The following is a 13,083-nucleotide window of genomic DNA, read 5'->3' as shown; positions in this document are numbered from 1 at the left end:
TCAGCGTCCCGCCATCAGATGTTGGGCTTCACGTCGGTGTCGAAGATCCGGGTCAGCGTGCCCTTGAGGGTGGTGAGCTCGCCCTGCACGTCGGCCCGCTGGTTGAGGATGTTGGCACAGGTCCGCGCGATCTCCTGGTCGGCGCCCGGGAAGAACGCGCGCGCCCGGTCCTGGGTGCGGGTCCGGTCGAGCTGGTCGATGGCGATCTTGCGCAGCGGGGTCTCGGCGAGCAGCGGGCCGGTGTCGGCCGAGGTCCGGAGCGGCAGGTAGCCGGTGGCCTGGGAGAACAACACGGTGTTCTCCGGGCTGGTCAGGAACTTCGCGAACGCCGCCGCGGCGAGCTGGCGCTCCGGCGGGACCCCGGCGGGGATTCCGAGCCCCGCGCCGCCGGTCGGGCACACCGGCCCGGCGACCGGGCCCGCGGGCAGGAAGCCGGCGCCGACGTCGAACCGGGCCGCGTCGAGCACGGTGACCAGCGAGCCGGTGGAGCCGACCGTCGCCGACACCGCCCCGGCACCCAGGTCGGTGGTGCCGTCGGTGGCGGCGACGCCGGCCCAGCCCGAGGTCACCGCGTTCTGCAGGGCCGAGACCGCGCGGACCGCCTCGGGGGAGTCGCAGGTGACGTCCCACTCGTCCGACCACGCACCGCCCTCGCCCCAGAGGTTGTTCTGGAACGACCAGCCGGCGTAGTCGGCCAGGGCGGGGAGCTGGTACGCCTTCTGCGCACCGGTGCCCGCTGCCTGCAGCCTCGGCCCCCACTCGGCCATCTCGGCCCAGGTCGCGGGCGCGCGGTCGGGCAGACCGGCCTTCTGCCAGTGCGCCTTGTTGTAGTAGAAGATCGGCGTCGAGCGGGCCCAGGGCAGCGCCCAGAGCTTGCCGTCGTAGCGGTAGTCCTCGATCAGCTGCTGCCGGTAGTCGGCGGTGTCGATGCCGGTCGCGGCGATCAGCGGGTCCATCGGCACGATGGAGCGCTGCATGTAGTAGCGGAACCACCAGACGTCGGAGAGCACGACGAGGTCGGGCAGCTGGGAGCCGCCGCCGGCCTGGGCGGTCTGGAAGCGCTGCGCGATCTCCTCGTAGGTCGCGCCCGCGGTCACCAGGTTGACCTTCGTGCCCGGGTTGGCCCTCTGGTAGGCGTCGATGATCTGGCGCGACACCGTCTCCGAGCTGCCCGGGTTGTTCGTCCACCAGGTGATCTCCTTCGCCGGCTGCACACCGGAGTAGTCGACCTCCGGGACGGCGGCGGGCCCGCCGCCGCCGGTGGAGGGGCCACCGCAGGCGGCCAGCGCCGCGGCGGCGCCGGTGATGCCGGCGAACTTCAGGAATCCGCGACGGTCGAGATGCATGGCAGCTGGCGTCCTTTCGGGGTGAGGGCAGGAGGAGCGGGGAGCGGTCTCAGTCCTTGACCGCACCCTGGGTCAGCCCGGCGATGATGTGGCGCTGGAGCGCGATGAAGACGATCAGGACCGGCACGATGACGGCGACCGACCCGGCCATGAGCTGGCCGTAGGCCGCGGCCCGGTTGTCCACGTTGGCCAGCAGGGTGAGCCCGACCGGCAACGTCATCATCTCCGGCTTCGAGATGATCACCAGCGGCCAGAGGTAGTCGTTCCACTCGTAGACGATGGTGATCAGCGCGACGGTGGCGACGGTCGGCGCGGACACCGGCAGGACGACCCGGGTGAGCCGGCGCCAGTGCCCGGCGCCGTCGAGCTCCGCGGCCTCGAGCAGGCTCGGCGGCAGCGTGCGGAAATGCTGGCGCAGCAGGAACGTGCCGAACGCCGTCCCGAGACCGGGCAGGATGATGCCCCAGTAGGTGTCCGCGCCACCGAGCGCGGTGATCAGCGTGTAGTTCGGCAGCAGCGCCACCTGCGGCGGCACCATCAGCGTCACCAGCAGACCGGCGAAGATCCAGTTCTTGAACGGGAAGCGGACGAACACCAGCCCGTAGGCGGTGAACACGGCCAGCGCCACCTTGAGCGCGGCACCGACCGCGGTGACCAGTACCGAGTTGAGGAACACCCGGCCGAACGGCAGGCGCTCGGCGACGGTGGAGTAGTTCTCCGTCGTCGGCGCGGCGGGCAGCAGCGCCGGGGTCTGGGTGATGATCTCGGTCAGCGGCTTGAACGACGACAGCGTCATCCACAGCAGCGGGAACAGCACGACGAGCACGGCGACCAGCAGCGGGACGTAGGCGCTGGTCACGACCTCGAACAGGGCCCGCGGCGACAGCGCGCGGGACGACCGGGGCTCCGGAGCGGTGGTGGTCACGCGTAGTGCACCCGCCGTTCCATCCACCGCAGCTGGACCAGGGTGAAGACCACCAGCACCACGAACAGGACCGTCGACACCGCCGCCGAGTAGCCGGCCCGGTTGTTCGACCCGAACGCCTGCAGGTAGGCCTCGTAGATCAGCGTGGTCGTGCCCTGCCCGAGCGGGGTCATGATCCGGATCAGGTCGAAGGCCTGCAGTGAGTTCAGCGCGCTGGTCACGACCAGGAAGAACGTGACCGGTGAGAGCAGCGGCAGCGTCACCCGGAAGAACGTCCGCGTCGACGACGCCCCGTCCAGCGCCGCGACCTCCAGCAGGTCCTTCGGGATCGACTGCAGGCCCGCCAGGTAGATCACCGCGGCGTAGCCCATGTTCTTCCAGACGTAGACGATGCAGATCATCGCCAGCGACATCGACGGGTCGTTGAAGAAGTCCGGTGCGGTCCCGCCGAAGGCGCGGACGACCGCGCCGAGTACCCCGATCGACGGGTCGAACACGAACAGCCACACCAGCCCGACACCGACCCCGGACAGCACGTACGGGGAGAACACCGCGGCCCGCGCGACGCCGGTCCCCGGCACCCGCCGATTGAGCGCCAGCGCGATCAGCAGACCCAGCACCATCGACCCGCCGACGGTCACGACGGTGAACACCAGCGTCGTCCAGACGATCTCCGCCGACGACGGCGAGGTCAGGAACGTGACGTAGTTCCCGAGCCCCACGAACGTCGCCGACGGTGACCCGAGGGTCCAGTTCAGCAGCGAGTACCGGATGTTCTCGATGACCGGGCGGTAGGCGAAGGCGACGATCAGCGCGGCGTTGGGCAGCACCAGGGCGAGGAACACCCAGAAGTCGTGCCGGTCCCGGGCGGTGAAGCGTCGCCGTCGCCGCGGCGGGGGGTGCGAGGTCGTACCCGGCGCCGTCGGCGTCGAGGCGGACCGGGTGGGGGTGGACGTCACGTGACCTCACGTCTGTCGCAGGGGCGAACGCGGGATCGCACCGTCGCGACCTCGCAGACCCTCGCAGTCTCGTGTGGCCCGGCCGTGTCACGTGTCCGGCGAACAGGTGAACGGCGACACTCGGACGGGTGACGCGAGAGGCTCTCGCTACTCCGCCACGCGGCAGATGGCGAATGCCTCCGCCGGAACGGTGAACGAGGAGCCGTCACTCGTCGTCGGCTCGGACGCCAGCAGGATCCGGGTGATCTCCGACCCGAGCGACAGCGTCACCGGCTCCGGACCGAGGTTCACCACCACCCGCATCCGCCCGCGGGCGACGACGAGCGTGCGCGCCTGCTCGTGGACGTCGACCCCGATCCGGTCCAGCCACGGGTCCGACAGCTCCGGCCAGGCGCGGCGCAGCGCGATGAGCTCGCGGTGCATCCGCAGCAGCGTCGCGTGCGGCTCCTGCTCGGGCTCGGACCAGTCGAGCCGGGAGTCGGTGAAGGTGGACTCGGCGTTCGGGTCGGGCACCTCGGCGGTGTCGTCCCAGCCGTGGTCGGCGAACTCGGCGCGACGGCCGTCGCGGACGGCCTTCTGCAGGCCCGGGTCGCCGAAACGGGAGAAGAACTGCCACGGCGTCCGCGCGCCCCACTCCTCGCCCATGAACAGCATCGGGGTGAAACCGGAGGTGAACAGCAGCGCCGCGCCGCAGGCCAGCAGGCCGGGGGACAGCGTGTGGGTGAGCCGGTCGCCGGTGGCGCGGTTGCCGATCTGGTCGTGGTTCTGCAGGTAGGTGACCAGTCGCGAGCCGGGGATGCGGGCGGTGTCGATCGGGGCGCCGTGGCTGCGCCGCCGGAACGAGGACCAGGTGCCCTCGTGCAGGAACCCGCGGGTGAGCACGTGCGCGAGCCCGTCGAGGCCCGCCTCGGCGAAGTCGCCGTAGTAGCCCTGGGACTCGCCGGTGAGCACGGTGTGCAGGCAGTGGTGGACGTCGTCGGCCCACTGGGCGTCGAGGCCGTGGCCGCCGCCCTCCCGGGCGGTGATCATCCTCGGGTCGTTGAGGTCGGACTCGGCGATCAGTGACAGCGGGCGGCCGACGTGTGCCTCCAGCGCGGTCACCTCGACGGCGAGCTGCTCCAGCACGTGCTGGGCCCGGGTGTCGCGCAGCGCGTGGACGGCGTCGATGCGCAGCCCGTCGACGTGGAAGTCGCGCAGCCACATCAGCGCGTTGTCGATCATGTAGCGGCGGACCTCGTCGGAGCCCGCGGCGTCGAGGTTCAGCGACGGGCCCCAGATGTTGGAGCCGGCGAAGTACGGCCCGAACCGGTCGAGGTAGGCCCCGGACGGCCCGAGGTGGTTGTAGACGACGTCCAGGACCACGCCCAGGCCGCGCGCGTGGCAGGCGTCGACGAAGCGTTTGAAGGCGTCGGGGCCGCCGTAGTTCTCGGTGACGGCGTACCAGCCGACGCCGTCGTAGCCCCAGTTCACCGGGCCGTCGACGGCGTTGACCGGCAGCACCTCGACCAGGTCGATCCCGAGCGAGACCAGGTGGTCGAGCCGGCCGATCGCGGAGTCGAACGTGCCGCCGTCGGTGAAGGTGCCGATGTGGCACTCGTAGAGCACCGACCCGGCCAGCGCGCGGCCGGTCCAGGTGTCGTCGGTCCACCAGAACGCGTCGTGGTCGTAGACGCGGGAGCGCTGGTGCACCCCCTTCGGCTGCCAGCGGGAGCGGGGGTCGGGCAGCGGCGTGGCGTCTTCGTCGAGCAGGAACGCGTAGTCGGTCCCGTGCCCGTGGTCGGGCTGGTCCGTGTGCCACCATCCCCCCGGGGCGGGGTCGAGCGCGATCCGCTGCTCACCCACCAGCACACTGACGCGGTTCCTGTCGGGGGCCCACACGGCGAACTCCGTCACGGACGCCGATCCTTCCGCACCTTGCGGCGCGTGGCGCGTCCGGCGGGGGTGGGTCGGCTCACGCGTCGCTACGCTGCTGTGATGAGTGACCCCGACTCCGGTGACGACCTCGACTCCGACGCGCAGCTGCAGCCCGAGGACACCCTCGAGTACGGCGGCGTCACCGACGTGCTCGACGAGGGCTACTCACCGCCCGAGCGCCCGTGGAACGACCGCGACGACGAGACCCTCGACGAGCGCCTCGCCGACGAGGAGCCCGACACCTGGGCGGCCGAGCTCGACGCGACCGCCGACGCGGAGGGCCGCGACGACGCCCGGGCGGCCGGGGTGGTCGGTGACCCGGACTCCCGGGAGGACTTCTCCGACGTCGACGACGCCACCGGCGACCTGCTCGGGGACGCCCCGGGCACCGACGGCGAGCTGCTCGCCGACGACGAGGTGGGCGACCGCCGCGCCGGGCGCCTCACGATCGACGACGCGAGCGTCGACGGCAGCGACGGCGGCGAGAAGGAGCTGGTGGCGGGCGACGCCGGGATCGACGGGGCGGGCGCGTCGGCCGAGGAGGCCGCCGTGCACGTCGTCGACGAGCCCTGACCCCCGCCACGGGTGCCCCCAGGGGAACCTTCGTGGCGTAGAGCGCTACGAAGGTTCCCCTGGGGACCGCCCGGAGGGGGGGGCGGTGCCGGGTCAGGCCGGGCGCACCAGCAGCGCGACCGGGTAGCGCGAGAGCAGGTCCGACAGGGCGGGCGCGGGACCGTCCACCGGACGGTTCGCGATCATGTCGTGCCAGTCGTCGAAGCCGCCGGGCAGCGGCAGCCGGGTGTCGCCCCACCCGCCGCGGAGGGCCAGCCCCTCGGGCAGCCGGGTCGCGACGGCGACGAGCGCGCCCCCGCCGCGGGAGAACGCGACGGCGTGCTCCGCCGCGGTGCCCTGGGCGTCGACCCGGCCGTAGCCGCTGAACAGCTCCGGGCGGAACCGCCGCAGCCGCGCCGTCGCCGAGGTGACCAGCAGCTTCGCCGCACCGCCTCCGTCGACCGGTGGCTGCTCGCCGGCGTCGAGACGCTCCAGGATCGCGCGCCGCGCGTCCCAGTCGACCGGGCGCCGGTTGTCCGGGTCGACCAGCGAGTACTCGAACAGCTCGGTGCCCTGGTAGACGTCCGGCACGCCGGGCCCGGCCATCTGCAGCAGCTTCTGGGCCAGCGAGTTCGACCAGCCGGGCTCGGCGATCTCCGCGACGAACGCCTCGATCTCGGCGACGAGCTCGGTGTCGGCGAGGACCTGCTCCGGCCAGGCCGCGACCGCCTCGTCGACCTCGGAGACGGCGTCGATGTGCGAGGTCACCAGCTTGGCCTCCTTGGAGGCCTTGCCGAGGTAGCCCGCGAGCCGGTCGGCCGGGATCGGCCACGCCCCGACCAGCGACTGCCAGGCCAGCAGCTCCAGCGACCGGTCCGGCAGCGGGTGGCGCACCGACCACTCGCGGACCTTCGCCGCCCACGACGCGGGACGCTCGGCGAGTACGGCGAGCCGCGCCCGGACGTCCTCGGAGCGCTTCGTGTCGTGCGTGGACAGCGAGGTCATGGTGCGCGACCGCCCGGCCTCCCGGCGGGCGAGTCCGGCGTGGAACTCCCCGGGCGTCACCCCGAAGCGGGCCGGGTCGCCCCCGACCTCATTCAGCGCGACGAGCCGGTTGTACCGGTAGAAGGCGGTGTCCTCGACGCCCTTCGCGGTGACCATCCCGGAGGTCTGCTGCAGCCGGGTCGCGTAGTCCGACCCGGGCTCGCGGACCAGCCCGGAGTGCAGCGCACCCAGCACCGCGGCCAGGTCGGGGCGACGGGTGCGCGCCACCGCGACCGCGGTGTCGGCGGCCGCCCGGCCCTCGGTGATCTCCGGGGTGAGGTAGGAGCGGTAGACCGGGAACCCGCACAGCAGCTCGGCGACCGCGTCGTGCAGGTCCCCGGCGGCGACGTCGGCCAGGTCGAGCCCGGTGGTGCCGGAGTCGGCGCCGGGTCCCGCGCGGAAGGCGTCGGCGATCCGGCGCACCTCCGCGACCAGGATCTCCCGGACGACGAGGTGGCGGCCGTCGTCCTCGACGGCGTGCGCGGAGCGCTTCTCCCCGGTGTGCTCGGCGGCGAACTGGGTGAGCAGCCCCGCCCCGTCCGGGTCGACGAGCACCCCGCAGACCTCGCGCAGCGCCTCGTAGCCGGTGGTGCCGTCGACCGGCCAGGAGATCGGGAGCTCCTCGCCGACCCCGAGGATCTTCTCGACGAGCAGCCACCGGCCCGGGCCGAGCTCGGCGCGCAGCCGGCGCGCGTAGCCGCCCGGGTCGGACAGGCCGTCGGGGTGGTCCACCCGCAGCCCGACGACGGTGTCGTCGGAGCGCACGATGTCGAGCACCGTGCGGTGGGCGTCGGCGAACACCGCCGGGTCCTCGACCCGGACCGCGGCGAGGTCGCTGACGTCGAAGAACCGCCGGTAGGTCAGCTCCGCGGCGCCGCGCCGCCAGGACACGAGCCGGTAGTGCTGGCGGTCGTGCACCTCCTGCGCGGTCCCCTCGCCGGTCCCGGGCGCGACCGGGAAGCGGTGCTCGTAGTAGCGCAGCTCGCCGTCGGTCACCGAGAGCTCGGTGAGCGCCTTCTCCTCGTCGACGTCGAGCACCGGCAGCAGGATCGGCCCGGCGCCCCAGTCGACGTCGAAGTGGCCCGCCCACCGGGACGCCTCGCCGTGCGTGAGCACGTCCCACCACCACGGGTTCTCCGCGGGCTTCGCGACGCCGACGTGGTTGGGGACGATGTCGATCAGCATCGTCAGCCCGTGCTCGCGCAGCGTCGCGAGCAACGACCGCAGCCCCTGCTCACCACCGCGCTCACCCGACACCCGGGTCGGGTCGGTCACGTCGTAGCCGTGGGTGGATCCGGCCGTGGACTCCAGCAGCGGCGAGGCGTAGAGCGCCCCGATCCCCAGCCGGTCCAGGTAGCCGGTCAGCGCGGCGGCGTCGGCGAAGGTCTGGTCGGCCGACAGCTGCAGCCGGTAGGTCGATCCCGGAAGGCGGGTCACGCCTCAGCCCTTCGATCGCAGGACGAGCAGGGAACGGGCGGGCAGGGTCAGCACCGAGCCCGCGGACACCGGGTCGAGGTCGGTCCCGGTGACGCCGGCGGCGTTCGGCGGGTGCACCTCGCCCGAGTGGGTGTCGACGACGATCTCCCACGCCTGCCCGAACTCGACGGGCGGCAGCGTGGTGTCGATGTCCTCCCAGAAGGAGTTGAAGCACAGCAGGAACGAGTCGTCGACGATCCGCTGGCCGCGCTGGTCGACGTCGGCGATCTGGCTGCCGTTGAGGAACACGACCACCGAGCGGCCCAGGTCGTTGTCCCAGTCCTCCTCGGTCATCTCCCGCCCGGCCGGGGTGAACCAGCCGATGTCGGCGACGTCCTCGCTGGTGGACGACCGGCCGATCGGACGGCCCGCGAAGAACCGGCGCCGGCGGAACACCGGGTGCGCGTGCCGCAGCGCGGCGACGCCCGCGGTGAAGGTGGTCAGCTCGTCGTGCTTGCCCGCGAGCTCCCACTCCTGCCAGGCGATCTCGTTGTCCTGGCAGTAGACGTTGTTGTTGCCGCCCTGGGTCCGCCCGGCCTCGTCGCCGTGCAGCAGCATCGGGGTGCCCTGGGAGAGCAGCAGCGTCGCCAGGAAGTTGCGCTGCTGCCGGGCCCGCAGCTCGACCACGGTCTCGTCGTCGGTGGGACCCTCGACGCCGCAGTTCCAGGACCGGTTGTGGCTCTCGCCGTCGTTGCCGTCCTCGCCGTTGGCCTCGTTGTGCTTCTCGTTGTAGGACACGAGGTCGGCCAGGGTGAACCCGTCGTGCGCGGTCACGAAGTTGATCGAGGCGTAGGGACGGCGGCCGTCGCCCTGGTAGAGGTCCGAGCTGCCGGTGATCCGGGACGCGAACTCACCGAGCGTGCCGGCCTCGCCGCGCCAGAAGTCGCGCACCGTGTCGCGGTACTTGCCGTTCCACTCGGTCCACAGCGGCGGGAAGTTGCCGACCTGGTAGCCGCCGGGCCCGACGTCCCACGGCTCGGCGATCAGCTTGACCTGCGAGATCACCGGGTCCTGCTGGACGAGGTCGAAGAAGGTCGAGAGCCGGTCGACGTCGTAGAACTCGCGGGCCAGGGTCGAGGCGAGGTCGAAGCGGAAGCCGTCGACGTGCATCTCGGTCACCCAGTACCGCAGCGAGTCCATGATCAGCTGCAGGGTGTGCGGGTTGCGGACGTTGAGCGAGTTCCCGGTGCCGGTGTAGTCCATGTAGTAGCGCGCGTCGTCGTCGACCAGCCGGTAGTAGGCGTGGTTGTCGATGCCGCGCATGGACAGCGTCGGACCCATGTCCGAACCCTCGGCGGTGTGGTTGTAGACCACGTCGAGGATGACCTCGATGCCCGCGTCGTGCAGGTCGCGCACCATCGCCTTGAACTCCGCGACCTGCGACCCGGACCGGACCGAGCCCGCCGAGTAGGCGTGGTGCGGGGCCAGGAAGCCGATCGTGTTGTAGCCCCAGTAGTTCGACAGGCCCTTCTCGGTGAGGTGGTGGTCCTGCACGAACTCGTGCACCGGCATGAGCTCGACGGCGGTGATCCCGAGCCGCTTGTAGTGCTCGATCATCGCCGGGTGCGCGACACCGGAGTAGGTGCCCCGCAGGTCCTCCTCGACGTCCGGGTGCCGGATCGTCAGGCCCTTGACGTGCGCCTCGTAGACGACGGTCTCGTTGTAGGGGATCTTCGGCGGGCGGTCCGAGCCCCAGTCGAAGTAGGGGTTGACCACGACCGACTTCGGTACGTGCGGCGCCGAGTCGGTGTCGTTGCGCGAGTCCGGGTCGCCGAAGTTGTAGCCGAACACGGCCTCGTCCCAGTCGACCGGGCCGTCGAGGGCCTTGGCGTAGGGGTCGATGACCAGCTTGTTCGGGTTGCAGCGCAGACCCTGGGCGGGGTCGTAGGGGCCGTGCACCCGGTAGCCGTAGCGCTGGCCGGGCTCGACGCCGGGCAGGTAGCCGTGCCAGACGAAGCCGTCGACCTCGGTCAGTGCCACCCGGGTCTCGGCGAGCCCGCCGGGGGCTCCCGGGTCGGGTTCGAACAGGCACAGCTCCACGCCCTCGGCGACCTCGGAGAACAGGGCGAAGTTGGTGCCGGTGCCGTCGTAGCTGGCACCCAACGGATAGGCGTGCCCGGGCCAGGCCTGCATGGTCTGCGTCCTCTCGTCGCGCGCCCCGGCCGCAGACCGGGGGCACGCTCACACTGTGTCGGGCGGGCACCGTTGCCGCATGGTGGGCGGGGCCGTCAGCGGTCCACGCCACATCACCCCCGAGTCCCGCAGCAGCTGCGGACGGGGGCGGTCGATCGTCCCAGGAACGGTCAGGAGTCGGCGAGCCGGGCGGGGAAGCCGCCGGTGGCGACCGGGCTCCACCGGGCAGGGGTGATGCGGATCAGGGCCTTCCCCTGGTCGGACATGGCGCGGCGGTACTCGTCCCAGTCCGGGTGCTCGCCGGAGACGGCACGGAAGTAGTCGACCAGCGGCTCGAGCGCGTCCGGCAGCGTGAGGAGCTCGGCGTCGCCCTCGACCTGCACCCAGGCGCCGTCGAACTCCTCGCTCAGCACGACGACCGCGGCCCGGCCGGCCTTCGCGACGTTGGCCGACTTGGCGCGCTCGGGGTAGGTGGCGATCACGATGCGTCCGTCGTCGTCGACGCCGCCGGTGACCGGGGAGGCCTGCACACCGCCGTCGGAACGGGTGGTCATCAGCACCATGTGGTGCCGGGGACGGATGAACTCGAGCAGCTCGTCCCGGTCGACGCGGTCGTTGCGGGCGATGGTGCGGGGCATGCCCGAAATCCTAGGGCGGCCGGGGGCCCCGCGCCCGCCGTTCCTCACCCCGCGCCGCGGGCCACTAAGGTCCGGCTCCGTGGCCACCGTCTTCACGAAGATCATCAACGGCGAGATCCCGGGCCGGTTCGTCTGGGCCGACGAGCAGTGCGTCGGGTTCCTGTCGATCAACCCGCTCGGCCCGGGGCACACGCTCGTCGTACCGCGGGCGGAGATCGACCAGTGGGTCGACGCCGACGCCGGGCTCGTCGCCCACCTCACCGAGGTGTCGCGGACAGTCGGGCTCGCGGTGCGCGAGATCTGGTCGCCGCCCCGGGTCGGTCTGCTGGTCGCCGGGTTCGAGGTGCCCCATCTGCACGTCCACGTGTTCCCGGCCTGGGACATGCGGGCCTTCGACTTCGCGAACGCGGCCGCCACCGTCGACGGCGCCGAGCAGGACGGGCACGCCGAGGCCCTGCGCACGGCGCTGCGGGCCGCCGGGCACGACGCGCACGTCCCGGGCTGAGCGGGTGCACCTGCTGCTCGTCCGGCACGCGCTGCCCGAGGCCGTCGAGCACGACGACGGCACCCACGCCGACCCGGGCCTCGCGCCGCAGGGCCGTGACCAGGCGGCCCAGCTGGTCGACGCGCTGGCCGGCACCCCGGTCGACGCGCTGCACACCAGCACGATGCTCCGCGCGGTCCAGACCGCCGAGCCGCTCGCGCGCGAGCGCGGTCTCACCCCGCACACCCGCTCCGACCTGCGCGAGTACGACGCCGAACGCTCGCTCTACGTGCCGGTCGCCCGGATGGCGCAGGCCGACCCGGCGGCGTGGGAGCGGATGCGGGCCGGGTACCTGCCCGAGCACGTCGACGGCGCCGCGTTCCGGGCCCGGGTGTGTGCCGGGATCGAGGAGGTCGTCGCGGCGCACCCGGGGCGGGCGACGGTGGTCGTCGTCGCGCACGCGGGCGTGGTCAACGCCTATCTCGCCGAGGTGCTGGGTATCGGCCGGGACCTGCCCTTCCCGCTGGACTACGTCGGGATCTCGCGGGTGGTGTGCGCCCGCGACGGGATGCGCAAGGTCCGGACGGTGAACGAGACGGCCCACGTCGCGGACCTGCTCTGATCCCGGTGCGGACCGTTGTGTGACGGTCGCGTCGACCGCTTGCCGTCGACCGTTTGCCGTCGACGATGGCGCACGTGGCGGGCCTGTGACGCCGCTCATACGCCGTTCGCCGCCGTCGTTGCGCCGCCCGGCTTCACGCGCATCATCCGGGGCGACGGCCGGGCGGGGTGTACCTAGGCTCGACGGGAACTCCTGCCCGCCACCGACGCCGAGGCGGTAGGCCCCGTGCCGAGGTCGGGTGCCGGGTCCGCAGCGGGCCACCCACGCCGGACTCCGAAGGGACCCCACGCCGATGGTCGAGCGCGGCGGCTCCGGGACGGGAGGCGACGAGCCTCGCGACCCCGATCCCGCCGCCGGCGTCCGCGGCCCCTTCTCCGTCCCGGACTTCCGCGCGCTGTGGACCGCGGAGATCCTGTCGGTCGCCGGCGACCAGGTCGCGCGGGTCGCGCTGACCGTCCTGGTCCTGAGCGAGACCGGCTCGGTCGCGTGGTCGGCGGGGGTCTACGCGCTGACCTTCCTGCCCGCGCTGCTCGGCGGGCTGCTGCTCGGCCACCTCGCCGACCGGTGGCCGCGTCGCCGGCTGCTGATCGGGACCGACCTGGTCCGGGCCGGTCTCGTCGTCGCCATGGCCGTGCCCGGTCCCGGGCTGCCGGTCCTGGGGACGCTGCTGGTGCTGGTCGTCCTGCTGGGCGGCCCGCACACCGCGGCCCGCTCGGCCCTGTTGCCCGACCTGCTGTCCGGAGACCTGCTCGCCCGAGGCCTGGCGCTGCGCCAGGTCTCGGTGCAGGTGGCGCAGGTGGCGGGCTTCGCGGGGGGCGGTCTGCTCGTCGCGACGCTGACCCCGCGCGGCGCACTGCTGGTCGACGCCGCGACGTTCGTCGGCTCGGCGGTGCTCGTCGCCCTCGGTGTCCGGTCCCGGCACGCGGCGGTCGCGGCCGGACCGTCGGCGGCGACCGCCGCGGAGACCGCGGCGGCGTCGGAGCCCGGGTC

At 72.7% G+C, this 13,083-nt stretch carries 11 protein-coding genes; 4 read left to right on the top strand and 7 right to left on the bottom strand.

The window, feature by feature from the left end; genetic code table 11:
• Nucleotides 1-14 precede the first annotated feature (14 nt).
• The 4 genes from GTW08_RS08435 to treZ form a co-directional block, all read right to left on the bottom strand.
• Nucleotides 15-1,346 (bottom strand): ABC transporter substrate-binding protein, encoded by a 1,332-nt coding sequence (locus GTW08_RS08435; RefSeq protein WP_073577112.1) that lies wholly within the window; start codon nt 1,344-1,346, stop codon nt 15-17.
• A 49-nt stretch (nt 1,347-1,395) separates the two neighbouring features.
• Nucleotides 1,396-2,271: a carbohydrate ABC transporter permease gene (locus GTW08_RS08430; RefSeq protein WP_202416725.1), complete on the bottom strand. Its 876-nt coding sequence runs from the start codon at nt 2,269-2,271 to the stop codon at nt 1,396-1,398.
• Entirely contained in the window at nt 2,268-3,230 is a 963-nt protein-coding gene (locus tag GTW08_RS08425; RefSeq protein WP_073577110.1) for a carbohydrate ABC transporter permease, read from the bottom strand. The genes GTW08_RS08430 and GTW08_RS08425 overlap by 4 nt, the downstream gene beginning before the upstream one ends.
• 147 nt (nt 3,231-3,377) lie before the next feature.
• A complete protein-coding gene (gene treZ / locus GTW08_RS08420; RefSeq protein ID WP_073577109.1) occupies nt 3,378-5,123 on the bottom strand; it encodes a malto-oligosyltrehalose trehalohydrolase in 1,746 nt (581 codons plus the stop codon).
• 81 nt (nt 5,124-5,204) lie between these two features.
• Here treZ and GTW08_RS08415 point away from each other — a divergent pair, with 81 nt between their 5' ends.
• Nucleotides 5,205-5,717, top strand: coding sequence for a DUF5709 domain-containing protein (locus GTW08_RS08415; protein ID WP_073577108.1), 513 nt, complete (start codon nt 5,205-5,207; stop codon nt 5,715-5,717).
• A 93-nt stretch (nt 5,718-5,810) separates the two neighbouring features.
• Here GTW08_RS08415 and treY read toward each other — a convergent pair whose 3' ends face one another.
• The 3 genes from treY to GTW08_RS08400 form a co-directional block, all read right to left on the bottom strand.
• Nucleotides 5,811-8,177 carry a malto-oligosyltrehalose synthase gene (gene treY / locus GTW08_RS08410; RefSeq protein WP_073577107.1) on the bottom strand — a complete coding sequence of 789 codons (2,367 nt, stop codon included), beginning with the start codon at nt 8,175-8,177 and terminating at the stop codon, nt 5,811-5,813.
• Between the two features lie 3 nt (nt 8,178-8,180).
• Nucleotides 8,181-10,349 (bottom strand): glycogen debranching protein GlgX, encoded by a 2,169-nt coding sequence (gene glgX / locus GTW08_RS08405; RefSeq protein ID WP_073577106.1) that lies wholly within the window; start codon nt 10,347-10,349, stop codon nt 8,181-8,183.
• Nucleotides 10,350-10,519: 170 nt separating this feature from the next.
• Nucleotides 10,520-10,987 (bottom strand): PPOX class F420-dependent oxidoreductase, encoded by a 468-nt coding sequence (locus GTW08_RS08400; RefSeq protein WP_073577105.1) that lies wholly within the window; start codon nt 10,985-10,987, stop codon nt 10,520-10,522.
• Nucleotides 10,988-11,066: 79 nt separating this feature from the next.
• On the opposite strand from GTW08_RS08400, the gene GTW08_RS08395 reads away from it, so the two are divergent.
• The 3 genes from GTW08_RS08395 to GTW08_RS08385 all read left to right on the top strand — a co-directional run.
• Entirely contained in the window at nt 11,067-11,492 is a 426-nt protein-coding gene (locus GTW08_RS08395; RefSeq protein WP_062402348.1) for an HIT family protein, read from the top strand.
• 4 nt (nt 11,493-11,496) lie between these two features.
• Nucleotides 11,497-12,093: a histidine phosphatase family protein gene (locus tag GTW08_RS08390; protein WP_073577104.1), complete on the top strand. Its 597-nt coding sequence runs from the start codon at nt 11,497-11,499 to the stop codon at nt 12,091-12,093.
• A gap of 292 nt (nt 12,094-12,385) precedes the next feature.
• Nucleotides 12,386-13,083 (top strand): MFS transporter (locus GTW08_RS08385; protein ID WP_161151730.1); only part of this gene is annotated, 698 nt, incomplete at its 3' end.

The organism is Pseudonocardia sp. SID8383 (assembly GCF_009864975.1).
Taxonomy (GTDB): Bacteria; Actinomycetota; Actinomycetes; order Mycobacteriales; family Pseudonocardiaceae; genus Pseudonocardia; species Pseudonocardia alni.
Note: the sequence above shows the minus strand (reverse complement) of the source record. Positions and strands in the feature narration are given on the sequence as shown.